At 60.7% G+C, this 21,000-nt stretch carries 18 protein-coding genes and 1 other RNA gene; 9 read left to right on the forward strand and 10 right to left on the reverse strand.

The annotated features are described in order from the left end of the window. Positions 1–145: 145 nt before the first annotated feature. The 4 genes from A6U86_RS28520 (at position 146) to A6U86_RS28535 (ending at position 6,555) form a co-directional block, all read left to right on the forward strand. Positions 146–1,312 carry an efflux RND transporter periplasmic adaptor subunit gene (locus A6U86_RS28520; RefSeq protein WP_068398516.1) on the forward strand — a complete coding sequence of 389 codons (1,167 nt, stop codon included), beginning with the start codon at positions 146–148 and terminating at the stop codon, positions 1,310–1,312. Beyond that, complete coding sequence (locus A6U86_RS28525) at positions 1,309–4,464, forward strand: efflux RND transporter permease subunit (protein WP_068398517.1); 3,156 nt, start codon at positions 1,309–1,311, stop codon at positions 4,462–4,464. The genes A6U86_RS28520 and A6U86_RS28525 overlap by 4 nt, the downstream gene beginning before the upstream one ends. A gap of 248 nt (positions 4,465–4,712) precedes the next feature. Further along, positions 4,713–5,726 (forward strand): flagellin, encoded by a 1,014-nt coding sequence (locus tag A6U86_RS28530; protein WP_068398520.1) that lies wholly within the window; start codon positions 4,713–4,715, stop codon positions 5,724–5,726. Positions 5,727–5,886: 160 nt separating this feature from the next. Next, complete coding sequence (locus tag A6U86_RS28535; protein WP_068398924.1) at positions 5,887–6,555, forward strand: OmpA family protein; 669 nt, start codon at positions 5,887–5,889, stop codon at positions 6,553–6,555. Between the two features lie 61 nt (positions 6,556–6,616). Here the strand turns inward: A6U86_RS28535 and A6U86_RS28540 are convergent, their stop codons facing one another. Continuing rightward, positions 6,617–7,024 (reverse strand): DUF2000 family protein, encoded by a 408-nt coding sequence (locus tag A6U86_RS28540; RefSeq protein ID WP_068398524.1) that lies wholly within the window; start codon positions 7,022–7,024, stop codon positions 6,617–6,619. Between the two features lie 35 nt (positions 7,025–7,059). On the opposite strand from A6U86_RS28540, the gene A6U86_RS28545 reads away from it, so the two are divergent. Further along, positions 7,060–7,935: an AraC family transcriptional regulator gene (locus A6U86_RS28545; RefSeq protein ID WP_068398926.1), complete on the forward strand. Its 876-nt coding sequence runs from the start codon at positions 7,060–7,062 to the stop codon at positions 7,933–7,935. Between the two features lie 7 nt (positions 7,936–7,942). On the opposite strand, the gene A6U86_RS28550 is transcribed toward A6U86_RS28545, so the two are convergent. The 4 genes from A6U86_RS28550 to A6U86_RS28565 all read right to left on the reverse strand — a co-directional run bounded on the left by A6U86_RS28550 (position 7,943) and on the right by A6U86_RS28565 (position 10,831). Next, positions 7,943–8,668 (reverse strand): amino acid ABC transporter ATP-binding protein, encoded by a 726-nt coding sequence (locus A6U86_RS28550; RefSeq protein WP_068398527.1) that lies wholly within the window; start codon positions 8,666–8,668, stop codon positions 7,943–7,945. After that, on the reverse strand, positions 8,646–9,305 hold the full coding sequence (locus tag A6U86_RS28555) for an amino acid ABC transporter permease (RefSeq protein WP_068398530.1): 660 nt from the start codon (positions 9,303–9,305) through the stop codon (positions 8,646–8,648). The genes A6U86_RS28550 and A6U86_RS28555 overlap by 23 nt, the downstream gene beginning before the upstream one ends. Beyond that, complete coding sequence (locus A6U86_RS28560; protein ID WP_068398532.1) at positions 9,302–9,973, reverse strand: amino acid ABC transporter permease; 672 nt, start codon at positions 9,971–9,973, stop codon at positions 9,302–9,304. The genes A6U86_RS28555 and A6U86_RS28560 overlap by 4 nt, the downstream gene beginning before the upstream one ends. 63 nt (positions 9,974–10,036) lie before the next feature. Next, a complete protein-coding gene (locus tag A6U86_RS28565; protein WP_068398535.1) occupies positions 10,037–10,831 on the reverse strand; it encodes a transporter substrate-binding domain-containing protein in 795 nt (264 codons plus the stop codon). A 352-nt stretch (positions 10,832–11,183) separates the two neighbouring features. On the opposite strand from A6U86_RS28565, the gene A6U86_RS28570 reads away from it, so the two are divergent. Continuing rightward, positions 11,184–12,596 carry an FAD-binding oxidoreductase gene (locus A6U86_RS28570; RefSeq protein WP_068398538.1) on the forward strand — a complete coding sequence of 471 codons (1,413 nt, stop codon included), beginning with the start codon at positions 11,184–11,186 and terminating at the stop codon, positions 12,594–12,596. 361 nt (positions 12,597–12,957) lie between these two features. Beyond that, on the forward strand, positions 12,958–16,719 hold the full coding sequence (locus A6U86_RS28575) for an AsmA family protein (RefSeq protein ID WP_068398541.1): 3,762 nt from the start codon (positions 12,958–12,960) through the stop codon (positions 16,717–16,719). Positions 16,720–16,899: 180 nt separating this feature from the next. Here the strand turns inward: A6U86_RS28575 and A6U86_RS28580 are convergent, their stop codons facing one another. The 4 genes from A6U86_RS28580 to ssrA form a co-directional block, all read right to left on the reverse strand. Beyond that, positions 16,900–17,112, reverse strand: a complete 213-nt coding sequence (locus A6U86_RS28580) for a ribbon-helix-helix domain-containing protein (protein WP_068398545.1) — start codon at positions 17,110–17,112, stop codon at positions 16,900–16,902. A 105-nt stretch (positions 17,113–17,217) separates the two neighbouring features. Then, a complete protein-coding gene (locus A6U86_RS28585) occupies positions 17,218–17,412 on the reverse strand; it encodes a DUF4169 family protein (protein ID WP_068398548.1) in 195 nt (64 codons plus the stop codon). Between the two features lie 57 nt (positions 17,413–17,469). After that, complete coding sequence (locus tag A6U86_RS28590; RefSeq protein ID WP_068398552.1) at positions 17,470–17,979, reverse strand: SspB family protein; 510 nt, start codon at positions 17,977–17,979, stop codon at positions 17,470–17,472. 121 nt (positions 17,980–18,100) lie between these two features. Next, positions 18,101–18,471: a transfer-messenger RNA gene (gene ssrA / locus A6U86_RS28595) on the reverse strand. 203 nt (positions 18,472–18,674) lie between these two features. On the opposite strand from ssrA, the gene A6U86_RS28600 reads away from it, so the two are divergent. Then, a complete protein-coding gene (locus A6U86_RS28600; protein WP_068398555.1) occupies positions 18,675–19,595 on the forward strand; it encodes a thymidylate synthase in 921 nt (306 codons plus the stop codon). A 39-nt stretch (positions 19,596–19,634) separates the two neighbouring features. Here A6U86_RS28600 and A6U86_RS28605 read toward each other — a convergent pair whose 3' ends face one another. Then, positions 19,635–20,162, reverse strand: a complete 528-nt coding sequence (locus A6U86_RS28605; RefSeq protein WP_068398558.1) for a GNAT family N-acetyltransferase — start codon at positions 20,160–20,162, stop codon at positions 19,635–19,637. Positions 20,163–20,311: 149 nt separating this feature from the next. On the opposite strand from A6U86_RS28605, the gene A6U86_RS28610 reads away from it, so the two are divergent. Continuing rightward, a complete protein-coding gene (locus tag A6U86_RS28610) occupies positions 20,312–20,878 on the forward strand; it encodes an XRE family transcriptional regulator (RefSeq protein ID WP_068398560.1) in 567 nt (188 codons plus the stop codon). Positions 20,879–21,000: the final 122 nt, after the last annotated feature.

Below are 21,000 nucleotides of genomic sequence, written 5' to 3' on the forward strand. Positions count from 1 at the left end.
CGATATTGCAGCAAATCGGGCACAATCGTGCGTTATACCACCGCCGACCCGTATTTGGCCTCAGTCAGTGCGCTTGACGAAAAGAGGCCATACCGAACTGACGACGCGATTTCATCGCCTCTGACACAAAGAGCCGGAGACGTACATGACCGCCTGGAAGCAACTTTCCTTGTGTTTTTTCTTGCTGGTAGCAGGTTTTGCCGCCGCCGTGGCCTTTGTGCCCGGCGCAGCCGGCCTTTTGCGAGGCGTAGGTGTTCCCGAGGCTGCCGTAGCGGTCCTTGCGCCTGGCAAGAACAGCAATGGTGGGAAACAGGCGGATGCGGCCAATGGCGCAGGGCGGCGCGGGCAGAATGTGCCTTTGGTGGTCACCGAGCCAGTGGTTGGCGCTATCGTCAATGATCGCCTGAGTGCGATCGGCACGGGCGATGCCATTCGTTCCGTGGTCGTCATGCCGCAGGCGGCCGGCACGATCCGTGAAATCCTCATCAAATCCGGCGACCGCGTGAAGCAGGGGCAGGTGCTGGCGCGCCTCGACGATGACGAGCAGATCATTGCCCGCGGCCAGGCGGAAGTGGCGCTGAAGAGCGCCTCCGAGAAATCTCAGCTTTATCGCAATATCAAATCCAGCGTTTCGCGCATGGATGTCTTCGACGCCGAGATCGTCGAGCAGGGTGCGAAACTCGCGCTGCAATCGGCGGAGCTGGCGCTGAAGCGCCGCGACGTCGTTGCGCCGATCGATGGCATCGTCGGCATCGTGCCCGTTGTCGTCGGTGATAACGTGACGACGGCCACCAGCATCGTCATGCTTGATGATCGCTCCGAGATTCTGGTGGATTACTGGGTGCCGGAACGCTTTGCCAACACGGTCAAGGTCGATCAGCCGGTCGAGGCGACATCGGTTGCGCTGCCAGGACGCGTCTTCACGGGTGCGGTCGAGGCGGTGGACAATCGCGTCGATGGCGCCAGCCGGACCCTGCGCATTCGCGCGCGCATCGACAATGCCGCCGATGAGCTCCGCGCCGGCATGTCCTTCAACGTCGGCATGCGTTTTGCCGGCGATACCTATCCGTCCGTCGATCCGCTTGCCGTGCAATGGGATGGGGAGGGCGCCCATGTCTGGCGCGTCGCTAACGGCAAGTCGTCGAAGGTGCGGGTCAGTATCGTCCAACGCAATCCTGATGCCGTCTTGGTCAAGGGCGATCTTCGCGATGGCGATCCCGTCGTCATCGAGGGGCTGCAGCGCGTGACCGAGGGCGGCGACGTGCGCTTTGCGCGCGATGTCGCCCAGGCGACGGAGGTCATCACGCAATGACCGGCCACAATGATGATGTGACCGAATCCGGTGCTAGCCACGCCAAGCAGTCATTCACGGCAATCTTCGTGCGCCGGCCGATCCTGGCGCTGGTCTTCAATACGCTGCTGGTCGTTGCCGGTCTCGCCGCTTATTTCGGCGTCGAAGTCCGCGAACTGCCTGACGTCGACCGTCCCGTCGTCACTGTCAGAACGATGTTCGACGGCGCGTCGCCGCAGACGATCGACCAGGAGTTGACCAAGGTCATCGAAGGCGCGGTAGCCCGCGTCAGCGGATTGAAGTCGGTCTCCTCCAGCTCCTCCTTTGGGCAAAGCAGAGTGACGTTGGAGTTTTCCGATGCCACGGATCTTTCCGTCGCGGCCAACGATGTGCGCGATGCGATCGGCCGTATCACCGAGCAATTGCCAGATCAGGCCGATGCGCCGCAGATCGTCAAGGCGGATTCGGATTCGCAGCCGATCATGCGCCTTGCCGTCACCTCCAATACGCTGACGATGGATGACCTGACGCAGCTCGTCGACAAGGAGATCACCGATCGACTGGCTTCGGTGGAAGGCGTTGCCGATGTCGAGCTTTACGGCGATCAGGAGAAGGTTTTCCGCATCGATGTCGATCAGGCAGCGCTTGCCGGGCGAGGGCTGACGATTGGCGATCTGACGACGGCGCTTGCGACTGCGGCCCTCGACGTGCCTGCGGGGTCGCTGAAAAGCGCGCGCCAGGATATCGTCGTGCGCGCCACCGCGGCGCTACAGACACCGGAAGAATTCGCGCGGCTGATTATTAAAGATCGCGTCCGGCTCTCTGATGTCGCCACCGTGACGCTCGGTCCGCGCGACGGGACGACCGCCTTGCGTTCCAACGGCGTGCAGGGTGTCGGGCTTGGCATTATCCGTCAGGCGCAGTCGAACACGCTGAATATCTCCGAAGGCGTGAAGGGCGTCGTTGCGCAGCTTGCGAAGACGCTTCCGGAGGGGACGCGGATCGTCATTACCAGCGATGACGCCGTCTTCATTCAGGGAGCGATCCACGAGGTCGTGCTGGCGCTGATCCTTTCGGCCCTGATCGTCACCGTTGTCATCTACCTCTTCCTGCGCGATTGGCGGGCAACGCTGATCCCGGTCGTCACCATGCCGGTGGCGCTGACGGGCACGCTTGCCGCGCTCTACATGGTTGGCTTCTCCATCAACATCCTGACGCTGCTGGCGATCGTGCTGGCCACCGGCCTCGTGGTCGACGACGCCATCGTCGTGCTTGAGAATATCGTGCGCCGCAGGGCCGAGAAGATCGGGCCGCGGGCGGCGGCCGTGCTTGGCACCCGCGAGGTGTTCTTCGCCGTTATCGCGACGACAGCGACGCTTGCCGCTGTGTTCATTCCGCTGTCGTTTCTACCGGGGCAGGTGGGCGGCCTGTTCCGCGAGTTCGGTTTCGTGCTTGCTTTCTCAGTCGGCCTGTCATCCATCGTGGCGCTGACGCTTTGCCCGATGCTTGCTTCGCGGATGCTGACCAAGGAGATGCGCGAGGATCATGGCGTGCTCGGGCGCTTCGGCGAGCTGTTTGCCGATGTCTACCGGCGAACGTTGCGAGCCTGCCTGAACGGGCCGTTGGTCGTCATCGTCTTCTGCGCCCTGTTTTCCGCCGCCGCTGTTCTCGCGTTCTTGAATGTCAAAAGCGAGCTCACGCCGAACGAAGACCGCGCCATGGTCATGCTTCGCTTGACGACGCCGCAGGGAGCGGGGCTCGATTATACGAAGGATCAGCTGCAGCGCGTCGAGGAGGGGCTGCAGCCGCTGATGGATAGCGGCGATATCCGCAACATCTACGCGATCTCTGGCATGAACAGCCAGAAGAACAGCGGCTTCATGGTGCTGACGCTGGCGCCCTGGAGCGAACGGCATCGCACGCAGCAGGATATCGTTTCCGATATCAATCGCGCCATGGCCGATGTGCCGGCTCTTCGCGGTAACGTCGTTCAGGCGAACAGCCTGCGTATCCGTGGCGCCGGCAGCGGCGTACAGATGGCACTCATCGGCAACAATCACGAGGCGCTGACGGAATCGGCGCTGAAGCTGGTGCAGGCACTCGACGCGACGGGGCAGTTCGACACGCCCCGGCTCAACAACGAACCGACGCAGGCCCAGGTCTCCGTTGCCATCGACCGCGAGCGCGCGTCCGATCTCGGTGTCGACATAGCGGGCCTTTCGGTGGCGCTGCAGTCCTTGCTGGAAGGGCGTTCCGTCGTCGATGTCTTCGTTGCCGGCGAATCCTACCCGGTGCTGCTAACCTCGACGATGCGCCCGATCGACGATCCCACGGATCTCGAAAACGTCTTCCTGAAGACGGGCGATGGCAAGATCGTGCCGATGTCGGTAATCGCGTCCCTGAAGGAAAATGCGGTCGCGCCGCAGCTGACCCGCGAGCAGCAGCTGGCCTCGGTTGCGATCACCGCCGGCCTCAAGAACGGCATGTCGCTGGGACAAGCCGTCGAAGAGGTCACGAGGATCGCGGCGCCGCTATTGCCGCCCGGCGCGCGGCTGATGCCGCTGGCGGAAGCCGCGACGCTGGAGGAAAATTCCAGCGGCATGGCGCTGACCTTCGGCTTTGCCATCGTCATCATCTTCCTTGTGCTGGCCGCGCAGTTCGAAAGCGTGTTGTCGTCGCTGATCATCATGTCCACGGTGCCGCTGGGCCTTGCCTGCGCGGTCTTCGCTCTGGTCATCACAGGTTCCAGCCTCAACATTTACAGCCAGATCGGGCTGGTGCTGCTCGTCGGCGTCATGGCGAAGAACGGTATCCTCATCGTCGAATTCGCCAACCAGCTCCGTGACAAGGGCGAGGGTGTGCGCGATGCGATCGAGAAGGCCTGTGCGCTGCGTCTGCGCCCCGTCATGATGACCATGATCGCGACCATCCTCGGCGGCGTGCCGCTGGTGTTTGCCGAAGGGGCCGGCGCGGAGGCGCGCGTCGCGCTCGGCTGGGTGATCGTCGGCGGGCTAGGTTTTGCGACATTGGTGACGCTCTACATCACGCCTGTCGCCTACCTCCTCATTGCCCGCTTTGCGAAGCCACAAACCCACGAGGAGCAGCGCTTGCATGATGAGATGTCGGATGCCGCACTTCGTTCGAAGCTTGCCAATCTGAGGGCTGCGGAATGAAGGCGGCACGGATGAGTTGCTTTCTCTTCGTCCCACGCTCTCATTTATGGTAAATCATGCGTTCCGATTAGCGGTTTATTAAGCGTGTTTGCTAATCATAGCGGCATGTAACCGCTGGGGTTCGGGTGTTGTTTTTGCCCGGCTCCTCGTCCGCCGATACTCTCGGCCCGCGTGCATGAGCGCCCGCGGCAAGGTTCCGATGTCTCCCTGTATTTGTTGCGTATTGTTGCGTCCGGAGTTCGTGTGCCGTGAGTATTTTTTCGACCTTCATCAGGGTCAGTCCCTCTGTGAATACAGCGCTGGAAGTGTTGAAGAACACCCAGGCAAAATTGACCAATGCGGAGCGGCAAATGTCGTCCGGACTGCGGGTGCAGACGGCCAATGACAATGCCACCTACTGGAAAATCTCGGTTTTGACGCATACCGACATCGGCGCGATCTCGTCGGTGCAGGATGCGCTCGGCCTTGCGGCATCCACGGTGAATACCGCGTCCACGGGCGTCAGCAGCGCGATCGACGTCGTGACGCAGATCAGGACGAAGCTGGTCAGCGCCTACGAGACGAGCGTCGACAGGACCAAGCTCAATGATGAGATCACGCAGCTCAAGCAGCAGTTACGCAATGTCGGGGAGTCGGCGACCTTCAACGGTGTCAACTGGACCGTGCTGGAGGATGGCACCGATCCGACGCAGCCGCATCAGGTGCCCGGTTCTCTCATCCGCGGCAGCAATGGAACCGTCTCGATCGGCATGCTGAGCTACGAAGGCGTGACATCGACGAGCGGGACCATCACGTCAAGCGATGCGCGTTACCTGATCGACGACCGGTCGAGCGGCTCCGGCGGATACGGCGTGCTGACGTCGACGGCCTTTGCCACCGCCGCCGGTTCCGCCAAGGATTATGTGCTGATCGGCAGCAAGAACGGCAATACGAGCGGCCAGGTCGAAATCTCGCTCGATGCCAATACGACGAAGGGTGCCCTGACCGATATGGTCAACACCGTGACGGGGATGCTGCAGCAGCTGAACACAATCGGCTCCGCCTTCGGTTCTCTCGAATCCCGCATCGGTCTGCAGACGGCGTTCGCCCAGCAGCTCAGCGATTCGCTGACCAGCGGCGTCGGCAAGCTCGTGGACGCCGATATGGAGCAGCAGTCCAGCAAGGTCCTGGCGTTGCAGACGCAGCAGCAGCTCGGACTGCAGTCACTCTCGATCGCCAATGCGAGCTACAACACCGTGCTGCAGCTCTTCCAGAATCTCTAATCGTCGACCCCTCGGGATCTCGGGGCGGCGATTGGTGTTCTGAAAAGCCGCACGTTTGCGCTGTGCACAGGGGACAACGGTCCGGAGAAGTTTTCTCTTCATCATATTGCCGCAATGCTTCATATCTGCTGCGGCCATCGAACTGGAGAGCGACGATTCTATGATCAAGAAAATTGCCATGCTTGCCCTAGCGGCGGCCTTTTTGAACGCATGCACGACGACCGACCCCTATACGGGCGAGCAGAAGATGTCCAACACGGCAGGCGGTGCGGCACTCGGTGCGGGCGTCGGTGCTGTGGCCGGCCTTCTGATCGGTCATTCGCCGTCTTCGCGCCGCAATGCAGCGCTGATCGGCGCCGGCGTTGGCGCACTCGCAGGTGCCGGCATCGGCAACTATATGGACCAGCAGGAATCCGAGCTGCGCGCGCAGCTGCAGGGCACCGGGGTTTCGGTTACCCGCGCCGGCGACCGCATCATCCTGAACATGCCGTCAGCGATCACCTTCGATATCGACCGGGATGCGATCAAGCCGGAATTCTTCGCGACGCTTAATTCGGTCGCCATCGTTCTGCGCAAGTTCAACCGCACGCTGATCGACGTCAACGGTCATACGGACTCGACCGGCAGCCTGCAGCATAACCAGGATCTGTCCGAACGCCGCGCCGGCTCGGTTGCCTCTTACCTTGGCAGCCAGGGCATCGACCAGCGCCGCATGTCTGCCATTGGCTTCGGTCCGACGCAGCCGGTTGCATCCAACGCGAGCGAAGCTGGACGCGCCCAGAACCGCCGCGTCGAGATCCAGATCGCGCCGATCACGCAGAACGGCTAAGCCTTTCTCAATCCAAAACGGCCGGGTCTCACGATCCGGCCGTTTTTCTTGCGCGCTGTCATCACGCGTGCATGCTTGCGCCCTTGGTGATCTTGTCGACGATCTTCTTGTCGGCCCGGATGGCGATGCCGACGACCTTGGCGTCTTCGGGGGCGAATTCGGAAAAGACGGCGCGATTGGCCGCGTCATGGCCGGTCGCAAACATTTCCTCAATGAACAGCGAAGAGGTGACGCCGCGTTCCAGCGAGCGGCGATGGATGGTGGCAATGCTGCTTTCGTCGGCCGAGAGGACGATGATCGGCTGGATCGATAATGCGTTGTAGACGTTGCCGGCACGATCGCGATAGGGTTCGCCGATGATTTCCGGATTTTGTCCGGCTATGCCGCTTGTGAGAAATGCGGTCACATTCAGTTTTTGCCAGGATTGAAGGTCGCTTCGCAGGACGATCGCGATTTTGGTATCGAACATCGGTGGTCACTTTCATGCAGTCTGGAAATGGGACGTTGCGCGAGGATGTAGCCGGACAGATCTTCGAGGGTCTTGAACGTTTGTGCGTGACGCCTGAAGCGAACCGCATCCTGTCGGCGCCCGCCTATCCGGGCATCGAACGCATACAGGCGCAATTTCGCGGCGACGCCTTCGATCTCCATCGGCACGACACCTATGCGCTGGGGGTCACCATGCGCGGCGTTCAGACCTTCCGCTATCGTGGCGAGCAGCGCTACAGCCTGCCGGGGCGGGTGATCGTCCTGCATCCGGACGAGCTGCATGACGGCGGCGCGGCAACCGATGACGGCCTTGTCTACCGGATGCTCTATCTGGAGCCTTCCGTGCTGTTTCAGTGTCTGGAGGCGGCGCGCATAGGCCTGCCTTTTGTCGACGAGCCTGTGATTGACGATAACCGCTTTGCCGGCCTGCTGTTGGCAGCACTTGGCGAACTCGACCGTGAACTCGATGAACTCTTCGTCGACGACTTCGTCTCACAGCTTGCCGATGGCCTCGTGCAGCATGCGCGCCTGCCGCTGAGGCCGCTAGGGAGCATCGCCTGGGGGCAGGCGAAAGCGGCGCGCGACTATCTCGAGGCTCATGTGACCCGGGGTGTGAGTTCACAGGACCTTGAGCGGATCACCGGGCTTGATCGGTTTGCGCTCGCCCGGCATTTTCGAGCTGCCTTCGCCACCAGCCCGCACCGCTTCCTGCTGATGCGGCGGCTACAGCAGGCAAAGATCATGATCAGCCAGGGTGAGCCGATCGCCGAAATTGCCGCTGCGACCGGCTTTGCCGACCAAAGCCATCTGACCCGACATTTCAAGAAGGCCTTCGGCATCGCGCCCGGTGCTTGGGGCAATATGGTGCGGGGAGGCGGACGGCGGGGCTGACGGGCTTTCAGTGGTGGCCGAGAAACTGCTTGAGTTCCGGCGTCTGTGGATTGGCGAAGACGTCGCTTGGTGGCCCGATTTCGTGAACTCGCCCCTGATGCATGAAGACGACACGGGAGCAGACGTCGCGGGCGAATTTCATCTCATGCGTCACCATCAGCAGCGTCATGCCTTCGCTTGCCAGTTCGCGCACAACGGCGAGAACTTCGGCGACCAGCTCCGGGTCGAGCGCCGAGGTGATCTCGTCGCAGAGAAGCGCGATCGGCTGCATGGCGAGTGCCCTGGCAATGGCGACACGCTGTTGCTGGCCGCCGGAGAGTTCGTCCGGATAGGCGTCGAACTTGTGCCCGAGGCCGACGCGATCGAGCATCCGTCGCGCCATGGCCTCCGCTTCGGCCTTGGCGATCTTCTTGACGACCATCTGCGACAGCATGACGTTGCGGCCCGCACTCAGATGCGGAAACAGATTGAATTGCTGGAAGATCATGCCGACCTTCAGCCGCAGCGCCTTCAGGTGCAAATCGTCGGGCAGGAGTTGCGCTCCTGCGACCGAGATCGAGCCGTCGTTGATCGTCTCCAGCCCATTGATGCAGCGCAGAAGCGTCGACTTTCCCGAGCCGCTCTTGCCGATGATGGCGATCACCTCGCCGGGTTCCACATCGAGGTTGATGCCTTTCAGAACCTCGTTGGTGCCAAAGCTCTTGCGGACTTCAGTGACCTCGATGAGCGACATTGAGCTTCCTTTCCAGGATCTGGCTGCTTTTCGACAGCGGCCAGCACAGGGCAAAATAGATGAGTGCGACGAAGCCGTAGACGGTGAATGGCTGGAAGGTCGCATTGGTGATGACGGTGCCGGCCTTCGACAACTCTACGAAGCCGATGATCGAGGTGAGGGCGGTGCCCTTGACGACCTGCACGGAGAAACCGACCGTCGGCGGCACGGCGATGCGCAGCGCCTGCGGCAGGATGACGTAGCGCATCTGCTGGATATAGCCCATGCCGAGGCTGGCGGAGGCCTCCCATTGGCCTTTGGCGACCGCCTCGACGCAGCCGCGCCAGATTTCGGTAAGGAAGGCGGCCGACCAGAGGGTCAGTGCAGCGCCCGCAGCGAGCCACGCCGGTACGTCGATGCCGAACAGGCCCAGGCCGAAGAAGGCGAGGAAGAGCTGCATCAGCAGCGGCGTGCCCTGAAACAGCTCAACGAAATACTTGACGGCGATGCGCCCGGCCTTGCGTTTGCCAATGCGCAGGAACAGCAGGGTTGCGCCGACGATGGCGCCGCCGGCAAAGGAGACCAGCGACAGAAGTATCGTCCAGCGCGTGGCCAGCAGCAGGCCGCGCAGAATATCCCAAGTGGTGAACTGGATCATCGGCTGGCCCTGCGGGGAAAGATCAATGCGCCGACGACCGCAAGCGCCTGCCGGAGCAGGATTGCCAGCGCCAGATAGATCGCCGTGGACACGAAATAGGCTTCGAAGGCGCGGAAGGAGCGCGACTGGATGAAGTTTGCCGCGAAGGTCAGATCTTCCGCCGCGATCTGCGAGACGACCGAGGAGCCAAGCATGACGATGACGACCTGTGATGACAGCGCCGGCCAGATGCGCTGCAGGGAGGGCACGAGGACGACATGACGGAAGGTCTCGAATGGCGTCATCGCGAGGCTGGCGCCGGCCTCGAACTGGCCGCGCGGGGTTGCCTGTATGCCGGCGCGGATGATCTCGCAGCTATAGGCGCCAAGATTGATGACCATGGCGAGATTGGCGGCCGTCATCTCGTTCATCTGGACACCGATGCCGGGCAGGCCGAAGAAGATGAAGAAGAGCTGGATCAGAAATGGCGTGTTGCGGATCAGCTCGACATAGGTGGCGACAAGAGGTTTGAGCCAGCCTGGGCCGAGCGCACGCACCCAGGCGCAGGCTATGCCGAGAATGATGCCGAGCACGGCGCCGATCAGGGTCAGCTCGAGCGTGACGAGGACACCCTTGATCAGGACCGGGTAATATTCGGCGAGCCAGCTGAAGTCGAAATGATAGCGCATGGGAAGATGCCTCGCTCGGACAGGCCGCGCCGCCAGCGGGCAGCGCGGTCCGTCGTGCGTTGATCAGAAGCCGGCGGGAAGGTCGGCGCCGAGCCACTTCTCCGAGATCTTGTTCAGCGTCCCATCGGCCTTGGCGGCGGCGATGATCTCATCGACCTTCTTCTGCAGGGCCGGCTCGCTCTTGTTGAGGCCGATATAGCAGGGCGAGTTGGTGATGAGGAATTTCATCTCCGGCTTTTTCGGTGGGTTCTTGGCAAGGATCGCTGCGGCGACGACGTTGCCCGTGGCGATCAATTGCACCTGGCCGGAGAGGAAGGCCGAGATGGTGCCGTTATTGTCTTCGTAGCGCTTGATCGTCGCGTCTTGTGGCGCGACCTTCGTCAGTGCCAGATCCTCGATCGCGCCGCGGGTGACGCCGATCGTCTTGCCGGAAAGATCCTCCGGCTTGGCGGCGGCCGTCTCAGCCGGGCCGAAGATCCCGTTGAAAAAGGGCGCATAGGCGTCGGAGAAATCGATGACCTTTTCACGGTCAGGATTCTTGCCGAGGCTCGAAATCACCAGATCGACCTTGTTCGTCTGCAGATAGGGAATGCGGTTGGCGCTGGTGACCGGCACAAGTTCAGTCTTCACGCCGAGCTTTTCGCCGATCAGGTTGGCGATATCGATGTCATAGCCCATTGGTGCCATGTCCGTGCCGACGCTGCCGAAGGGTGGGAAGTCCTGCGGAACGGCGACGCGCAGCGTGCCGCGCGATGCGATGTCGCTCAAGGCGTCGGCCCTTGCTGCGTGCGGGGCGGAAAGCGATCCCGTCGCGAGTATCGCGATGCCGAGTGCCATGAGCAATTGTCTGCGCTTCATCGAATGTCCTTCCAATCGGGCTATGTAAGCTGGAAGGCAAAAAGCAAGCGGCATGCCAGTCGCCTGTGAGACGCTGATCTCCACTAGCTGCCGGTCCCAGTGCAATGGGGCGTCATATTCGGCGGATATTTTGTGCGGCGTCTGCGTAAAATTTACGCATATTGAGCCGTGGCGTTTCCTTGTGCGGGGCCTTTTCAAAGACTTTGAGGCCGGTCCGATCCCGAAGGCGCGAGGCGCAATATGAGGTCAGGAATGCGGGTCATTTTTCATGACTGGACACCGCTCTTTCTATGTCCCATAGAACCGTCAAAAGGTTAACGCCTTTCGATGCGCGCGATAGGAGATTCGGATTATGGTTCTGGCTGATGCGAAGGCGGGGATACGTAACGAGGCTGGGATATCAGTCGTTCTCGGCGTCCTGAAACAGGCATTCGGCGAGCGCTTCCAGACCGGCGAAAGCTTTCGCGCGCAACATGCCCACACCACCACCTATATTCCCGCGCAGCTTCCCGATGGCGTCGTTTTCGCTGAAACGAGCGAGGATGTGCAGGCCGTCGTCAAGGCTTGCGCGGAGCACAGGGTGCCGATCATTCCCTTTGGCGCTGGCACTTCCCTGGAGGGGCAGGTGAATGCGCCACAGGGTGGAATTTCCATCGATTTCAGCCGGATGAATCGCGTGCTTGAAGTCAATGCCGAGGATCTCGACTGCACGGTGGAGCCCGGCGTGACGCGCGAGGATCTCAACACCTATCTTCGCGACACCGGCCTGTTTTTCCCGATCGATCCCGGCGCCAACGCCTCGATCGGCGGCATGGCGTCGACGCGCGCATCAGGCACGAACGCCGTGCGCTACGGCACGATGAAGGACAATGTGCTGGCAGTGACCGTCGTCACCGCCAATGGCGAGGAAATTCGCACCGCGCGCCGCGCCAAGAAATCATCCGCCGGCTATGATCTGACCCGGCTGTTCGTCGGCGCGGAAGGCACGCTCGGCGTGTTGACGTCTGTCACGCTGCGCCTGCAGGGCATTCCCCAGAAGATCGCTGGCGGCGCCTGCGCATTCCCGGATGTGAAGGCGGCCTGCGATGCCGTCATTATGACGATCCAGATGGGAATTCCCGTCGCCCGCATCGAGCTGCTGGATGCGATGCAGATGCGCGCCTGCAACCGTTATTCGGGCCTTACCTACGACGAGAAGCCGACGCTTTTCCTCGAGTTCCATGGCACGGAGGAGACAGTTGCGTTGCAATCTGCACAGTTTGCCGAGATTGCCGCCGAATGCGGCGGTGGCGAGTTTCTTTGGACAGCCAATGCCGAGGAGCGCAACAAGCTCTGGAAGGCGCGCCACGATGCCTACTGGGCATGCCGTGCGCTGGCGCCGGAACTGACGGCATTATCGACGGATGTGTGCGTGCCGATCTCGCGGCTTGCCGAATGCGTTGCCGAGACCCAGGCCGATATCGAGGCGCATGGACTGCTGGCGCCGATCGTCGGTCATGCCGGTGACGGCAATTTCCATGTGCTTGTGCTGTTCGACGACAAGACGCCCGAAGGGATTGCCACGGTCGAGAATTTCGTTGCGCGCCTGAATGCGCGCGCGCTCGCCATGGACGGCACCTGCACCGGCGAGCATGGTGTCGGACAGGGCAAGATGTCGTTTCTGGAGCAGGAACTCGGCAGTGCCGTCGATCTGATGCGCCAGATCAAGGAGGCGCTCGACCCCGATGCGATTTTCAACCCCGGAAAGATATTCCATCCCCACTGACAAGGGGAGCGTTCCCACGATCCTGCCTTGCTGCCGGTGCGAATGAGGCTAGAGCCGGACTATTTTGGGTCGAACCGACCTGAAATCTGAATCCGCACTAGAATCAAACAGGTAGAGCCCGATGCCGTCTGAAAACCGCTTACACTTTTCGGCATCATGTTCTAGGCTGCAGCCGCTTTTCCCAACTTATGTCATGGAAAGCGGCCAGGATGCGCTAGATCATGCGGCAGGCCCTGGAAAAATGGTGCGATTTTGAAATGGGGTTCAATAGAAACGTGCGTATCCGGGGCGATGTGGTGTATGTGCTCCGATAGGTCACGGTTTATCGCTTATTTGGAATGCAGATTGGAGACGGTGCGCATTGTTAGGTAGGGTCCTGGTTTTTCTGGGTGGATTGCTCGTAGTGGTGCTGTTCGTGGCACTGCTCGCTCCGCTCTTCATAGACTGGACCGATTTTCGTAAGAATTTCGAGGATCAGGCGAGCCGCATTATCGGCAAGAAGGTGACGGTTCACGGCACTGTCGACGCGCGTCTCCTGCCTTTCCCATCCGTAACCCTGCATGATGTCCGCGTTGGCCAGGAGACCGATGGCACGCCGCTGGTGCAGATTGACGAATTCTCCATGGATGCGGAGCTTGCTCCCTTCCTGTCCGGCGAAGCGCTGATCTTCGACATGCGCGTGTCGAAGCCGAAGGTGCGCCTGCGGCTGCTGAAGGATGGCACACTCGACTGGATGCGCGGCAGCCAGCCCGAGATTCCCGCAAAGTCAGTGGTGCTCGAAAGCGTGCATGTGGAAGACGGTGATCTGCTGTTCATCGACGAGCAATCCGGCCGCACTCGGCATGTGACCGGCCTTAATGCCGAAATGTCCGCCAAGTCGCTGGCCGGTCCTTGGCGCATCGAAGGCGATGCGGCGCTCGATGGTGAACACGGCAATTTCACCGTTTCCAGCAGCCAGCCGGATGACAATGGCGTGTTGCGGGTCCGTACCCGGCTGATGCCCGATCGTCATCCCCTTAATGTCGATCTCGATGGCGAGCTGAAGCTGGTCGACAGCAAGCCGGACTATATGGGTTCGTTCAATGCCGGGGTCGACGATAAGCGCTCCGGCAATTCCGGCGAGCAGCAAGTCCAGCCTCGCATAAAGGGTCGCTTCGAGCTGACCAACGATCGCATTCGTGTGCCAGAGTACCGCCTGGAAGTCGGTGCTACCGACGACCCCTATGTGGTGACGGGCGAGGCGACGCTGGATACGGGAACCAAGCCAGAGTTTCTGCTGACCGCCGACGGCCAGCAGATCGACGTCAACCGTCTCGGCAACAACAAGGGTACCAACGGCAAGACCAACCGCAACCCGGCGGTCTCGGCGCGCCAGCGCCTTAATAGCCTGATTGCGATCGCCGCCGAAATCCCCGTGCCGCAGGTACCCGGCAAGGCGACCTTCCGTCTGCCGGCAATCGTCGCTGGCGACACCACCGTACGTGACGTGCAGCTCGATCTCGAGCCGGCGGGAACAGGGTGGAAGATCGATCATGCGATCGGCACGCTCCCTGGGCGTACGCAGGTCGAGGCACGCGGCAACCTGATGCTGCAGGGGGAGCCGAACTTCATCGGCAACCTGGTCGTCGCATCGAACCAGCCCTCCGGGCTTGCTTCGTGGCTGGTCGGGTCTGTCGATCCGTCAATCCGGCAGCTGCGGCAGGCGGGCTTCTCCGCCGATGTCAGCCTGCGCCATGAAGAGCAGCGCTTTGAGAACCTCGAGATCGCCATCGGCCCGGCGACGCTCAAGGGCCGGATCGATCGGCAGGTGCCGAACGAGAAGGATGCACCCAAGCTCGCCGTCGATCTCACGGGAGATACGCTCGATCTCGATGCGCTGAGAGCACTGACCGGCCTCTTCACCGGCCAGGACAATGGGGTATCGTTGTTCGATCACCGGATCACCGCGCATCTCCAGGCAGGCAAGTTCGTCGCCTTCGGTGTGCCGGCCGATAATGTCGACACGTCGTTTTCCATCGCGGGTGGTGCGTTGACGATCGACAAGCTTGCCGTGCGCAATGTCGTTGGAGCGGAAATCACCGCAACGGGGCGTGCCGATGGCTCGCCCTCGGATTACAAGGGTTCGGGCGAAATCACCTTCAAGGCGGCCGATCCCGGCCCATTCTTCGAAATGCTGCGCCAGCATCTGCCGCATCATCCCGTCATGGACCGGCTGGTGCGCAATGCCGCCTGGTATGGAAACACGGCGCTTCGCGGCGCGGTGACGCTCGGCGGCGACCAGGATAATGCCTTGACCGTGACGCTCGCCGGCGTTTCCAACGGTAGCCGTGTCAATTTCGATTACCGCATGTCCGATCTCTCGGCGTTTACGGGCAAGGGCACGACGACGCTTGAGGGAACGCTCGAAAACTCGATTACCTCGATCCTCTTCGGTCAGGCGGGTCTTGATCCATTGCCGGTGGAAGCCGATGCCAATGGCCGCATGACACTTAAAGTGTCTGCGAGCGGTACCGATCCCGCCGATGCCGCGCTGACCTTTGCGACGGACAAGACGTCGTTCACCGCGAATGGCAAGGTCGATGTGCGGCCCGACAGCTTCCTCAATGGCACTATCGCGCTGTCGCTCGAAAGCGCTGATCTCGATCCATATTTCGTGATGAACGGTATCGGCACGCCGCAAATGGGCACCGGCTTGCCGGTGAAGTTCCAAGCCAACGCCGTGCTGAGTCCCGACAAGATCGTTCTGTCCGATATGAAGGGGTTGCTCGCCGACAATAATGTGTCGGGTGCACTGACCTTTGACAGAAAGGCTGCCAATATCAAGGCGACCGGTGCGCTGGCGCTCGACAAGGTGGATCTTGGCTGGCTGGCGGAGTCGATCTACGGGCCGATGACGGATGCCAAGACTGGCAATCTGTCCAGGGAGAAGCTCGGATTGCCGGCCTTCACCGGGCTCGATATCGGCGTCAAGCTGTCTGCAAAGCAGCTATGGCCTGGCGTATTCGGTCCAATATCGAATTTCACCGGTAATGCCGCCTATAAGGGCGAGGAGCTTCGGTTGAACGATCTGACCGGCGGCTGGAACGGCGGCACGGTGAGCGGCAGCCTGATGCTTGCCAACTCCGACGGCACCGGGCTGCTGCAAACGAAGCTGAACCTTGCCGACGGCGATCTCGCTGTCGTTGCCTGGCAGCGTGACGGCGCGCCGCTCGCCAGCGGCCGCTTTGGCCTGGGAATGAATGTCGAGGCAAGCGGCAAGAGCCTTGCCGAGCTTGCGGCCAATGCCAGCGGTTCGGGCGAGATCAAGCTCGGTGAAACGCATGTGCGTGGCCTCAATCTTGCCGTCCTGCCGCCATTGCTGTCTGCGACGGATCAGATCCAGGGTGACATCACGGCCGACAAGGTGCTGCCGATCGTGCAGACGCTGCTGAACAATGGCGAAGCGGTGCTGCCGGCCACGAGTATACCGTTCAACATTTCCGCCGGCGTCGTGCGGGCGGCCAATATTGCTGCTGGCAACGATCTGGCCAAGCTTTCCGGTAATGCCGAAATCAGCCTGCCGGACGAGCGCATGCGCGGGTCGCTCGGCATCGACTTCAATGCCGGAAGCGAGACGCAGAGCGGCGCAGAACCGGCTGTGCGCCTCGATTTTGCCGGCCCGCTGGCATCGCCGGGCCGGACGATAAATATCACCGACGTCACCAGCTTCCTGTCGGTGCGTGCTTTCGAGCGCGAGCGCCGTCGGGTCGAGCGCCTGCAGGCCAATGTGCTGGAGAAGCAGCGGCTCCGGCGCGAGGTGGCGCTCTACAAATATGCCGCCGGCGTACGTGAGGCGCAGCGCCAGCGGGATGCGGCCGTTGAGCAGCAACGCCGTGCCGAGGAGATCCGGCTGCGCGATCTCGCCCGGCAAGCGGCTGCGCAGAAGCAGGCGGAAGATGAGGCTAAGGCCAAACAGGTAGCGGACGAGGCCAAAGCGAAAGCCGCCGCCGAGGAGGCGAAGGCTAAGGCTGCCGCAGAGGCAAAGGCCAAGGCCGAAGCCCAGCAGGCGCCCGCGCCGAGCGGCGAGGCTCCAAAAGCCGGATCACCCCTGAATTTCAACGAATTGCCTGGTGTGGCTCAGTAGTCATCCGCGCTTGCAAGCCTGTTCGCAGCCGTGGCGGCCAAGCTGCCAAAGGAGCGCTGCGTATTTTCCTGAAATTGCCAGAGCACTTCCAGGAAAAGTGCGCAGCGGTTTTCCGTCCGCAATGCGTCAGGAAACAAAAAGATAGGGCGTTTTCGCGATTCGAAGAAAAGCCGAAATGTTCTAATGGCGGTCTTTCAGCCATTTGAGAACATAAAGGCGCAACGCAGAGGAGAGATTGCTGCCGGCCTCACGCCCGTCGTCGATTTCGGAGATCAGTGCTGCGAGCGAAATGCCGCGCGCATTGGCGATCGCCTTCAGTTCTGTCCAGAAGGCGTCCTCAAGGGAAAAGCTCGTGCGATGGCCATGCAGCGTCGCGGAATGTTTACGGATCATCGGTGGATCGATCAAAAATCGGAAAGGGTAGGGTGTTTCTGAAAATGATTCAAAATGCTTTAGTAAGCAACTGATTTCTGAAGTTTTTTTATGCCGGCGCAGTAATTATTCGTCTGCTTTCGGCGTGTCCATCCGGCCGGCTTCGTGGCTCTTCGCGGCCTTGTCGTTGAGCGCTTTCGTCAGGTTCTTTTCTGCCTTGGTGCGGCCGAAGTTGATGCGGTTCTGCTCAGCCTCCTTTTCCTTTTCGGAACGGGCTTGCTTCTTGCGAAACTGACGCAGATTGACGATTTCCGCGCTCATCGAGCTCTTCCTATTGGCGATGTGGAAAGGGGAAGCAGATGCTCCCCCCTGATACGGCTATTGTTTCTTGCGGAACGAGTCGAGGGATACGACAGATCCCGGCTTCTTTTCCTCGCCATCCTTGGCTGCCGCGGGCTCTTCCGCGCTTTCGGCCGGAACCGGATAGGCGGTGATCTCGCCGGACGTGGTTTCCTCCTCGTCGTCGGCCAGGGGAACGTCGAACTCCAGTTCGAAATTGACCGACGGGTCGTAGAAACCGCGAATGGCGTTGAAAGGGACCACCAGCTTTTCCGGAACGTCGGAGAAGGACAGGCCGATCTCGAACAGGCTCTCGGTGATTTTCAGATCCCAGAACTGATGCTGGATGACGATGGTCATCTGCTCCGGATACTTCGACTTCAGGTGCTGCGAAATGCGCACGCCAGGCGCGCCCGTCAGAAAGGTGATGAAGAAATGGTGATCACCGGGTAGACGGCCGGTAGCGCCGACTTCAGTCAACACCTTACGGATGACTCCACGCAGGGCGTCCTGTGCCAAAATGTCGTAGCGGATGTGATCCTGCGCCATGCTTTCCTGTCTTTCGTTAGCCCATGTTTTTTTAAAGGCTTATGCCACGCTCGGCGCCAAGGGGAAAGCCCCGTGCGCGAGTCATCGCCTTGTCTTACTATAATATAGCACTGGAGGATAAGGTGAAGGCTTCTGTTGCCAGGTGCCTTCGAACCCCGCCTAAGAGTGCGACCCCTTAGGACTTTATTTGAAGTGTCACACCGCGATTAAGCAGCGAGACGAGCTTCCGCATAGTTGTCGTTTGCAACTACAATTTTAGCCCGATAACGGCGGTACAATGCCGAGCAAAAAGTCGATCTTTACACCCTTGTCGATCCTGTTTCGCCCCCATCAAAAGCCGGTCTGCCGCCGATTTGGCCGGCCGGTTTTTGGTGGAGGCGCCGGGTACCGCCCCCGGGTCCAATAGGTTTATTACACCGCTCATTTATCGCCATAGCCGGCCCGAAGACCGGCAAGGGTGATATAGTGTTTTCCGCGGGCGAAGGGAAGGGCATTTGTCATAAATGCTTTGCCAAAACAGCGGTCGGCGACGCCGGATGCGACATTTGGCCGGGATTACGCCGCGCTATGGTTGGTTTCGTGCCGGCTTGTCATTAAACTTGCGAAAAAGGAATCGGTCGATCGTAGGCCGATGAATTGCCGCTGGCGGTTTTCGCGCCGACTGCAAAACTTCAAGAGCGATTTCGGAGCTGAAGATGGTTCGCCACCCGGAGTATCAATATCTCGACCTGATGGCGCACCTGCTCGAACATGGTGACAGGCGCATCGACCGGACGGGCGTCGGCACCTTGAGCGGTCTCGGCGCGATGATGCGCTTCGATCTGTCGAAGGGGCAGATCCCGATCTTCACGACCAAGCGCGTCTACTGGAAGCTCGCCGTCAAGGAGATGCTCTGGTTTCTGACCGGCGACACCAATATCCGCAATCTGTTGAAGGAAAATGTGCGGATCTGGACGGATTGGCCGCTCGCGAAATATCGCAAGGCCACCGGCGAGGACATCGACCAGGTCGCCTTCGAGAAACGGATTCTGGAAGACGAAGATTTTGCGATTCAGTGGGGCGATCTCGGTCCGGTCTATGGCAAACAATGGCGCCAGTGGCGCGATGCCGAGGGCCGCGTGCATGATCAGCTGGCATCCGTCATCAGGGATCTGAAGACCAATCCCAGCAGCCGTCGCATGATCTTTCATGCCTGGAATGTCGGCGAGCTTGCCGAGATGGCGCTGCACCCCTGCCACATGGTCTATCAGTTCCATGTGTCGAATATCTCCAATGCAGATGGCAGCCGTCCGCGCCTCAGCCTGATGGTCTTCCAGCGCTCATGCGACCTTTTCCTCGGCAATCCCTTCAACATATCGCAGCAGGCGATCTTGTTGGCGATGATCGCGCAGCAGGTCGACATGGATCTGGGCGAGTTGGTCTGGTCGGGTGGTGACGTCCACCTCTATCTCAACCATCTGGATGCGATCCGCGAGCAGTTGAGCCGCGATCCCAAGCCCTTCCCGACACTGCGCCTGCTGCGCCGGCCTGACAGCATCGATGACTACCGTATTGAGGATTTCGAAGTTCTCGGTTACGAACCGCACGCCGCGATCGCGGCCGAAGTCGCGGTTTAGCCGGCGCCGGCCTCTGTGAGCAGAGTGATGCCGCGGCTTTCAGGCCGCGGGTTTTGAATCGGGATCAGTACGCTCGTCGAGCAGCAATTGCAGGAAGGCGAGGTCAAGCCAGCGGCCGAACTTCGTGCCGACTTGCGGGAGCAGGCCAACCTGCTGGAAGCCGAGCTTTTCATGAAGCCTGATCGAGGCTGCATTGCCGGCCTCGATGCCGGCGACCATCGCATGCTTTCCGATCGCTCTAGCACGTTCGATCAGTTCGACCATCAGCGCCTTGCCGATACCGCTTCTATATTGGTCGTTGCGGACATAGACGGAATGTTCGACCGTGTGGCGATAACCGTCGAAGGCGCGCCAATCGCCAAACGAGGCATAGCCGACGACCTCGCCATGGTCGTTGGTGGCGACAAGCACCGGATAGCCCAATTTGCGCCGATCCTGCAGCCATAGCCTGCGATTGTCGATGTCGACCTGCGTGTCGTTCCAGATCGCGGCCGTGTTGACGACAGCGTCATTGTAGATCGCGGTTATTCCCGCAATATCGGCATCATTGGCATCGCGAATCTGCATCGACTGCTCCGTGAAGCTATCCACTAAATTGGATGAATGTTGGATTGATCCTTACGTCTCTCATACGCCGATTTCAGCGATTGTCTATGATATTATTAAGCTTGCCTAGCTGATTGCGGGCTTTCCAATAGTCTACTATAGTAGCACATATGTCCCATCTTGACGATATAGACAGGCGGATAGGCGCACGCATTCGCATCGAGCGCGAGAGCCGCGGCTGGTCGCTGACGGAACTTGCGGAGCGCTCCGCCGTTTCGCGGGCCATGATCCACAAGATCGAACGCGGGGAAAGCAGTCCGACAGCGACGCTGCTCGGCAAGCTGTCAGGCGCCTTCAGCCTGAGTATGTCGGCCTTGATGGCCCGTGCGGAAATGCAGCAGGGCCGTTTCCTGAAGAAGGAGGATCAGCCCGTCTGGGTCGATCCGCAGACCGGTTATGAGCGGCGGCATGTTTCCCCAAAGTCGGACCTGCCGCTGGATCTCGTTCGCATCGAATTGCCTGCGGGTGCGGACGTTCCGATGCCGGCATCGGCCTATGCGTTCGTGCGGCAGCTCATCTGGGTGCTGGAGGGTGAACTGACCTTTATCGAGGGCGCGGCAAGGCATCACATGTCGGCAGGCGATTGCCTCGAGCTCGGCCCACCGACGGATTGTGTGTTCAGAAACGAAGGCGACAAGCCCTGCACCTATGCCGTTCTTGTCCTGCGCAACGTCTAGCGACAGCCCGCCCGCCATGCGGTGCAAAGTAGGCCGCGGAAAGTTCTCCACGCGCAGTAAAACTTATCGTTACCGCTAGCCATTCCGCTCGTCCGGTCATGCCCGAGGCGCTATGTTGTCGC

This window comes from Rhizobium sp. AC27/96, assembly GCF_001692325.1.
In the GTDB taxonomy this organism is placed as follows: domain Bacteria; phylum Pseudomonadota; class Alphaproteobacteria; order Rhizobiales; family Rhizobiaceae; genus Rhizobium.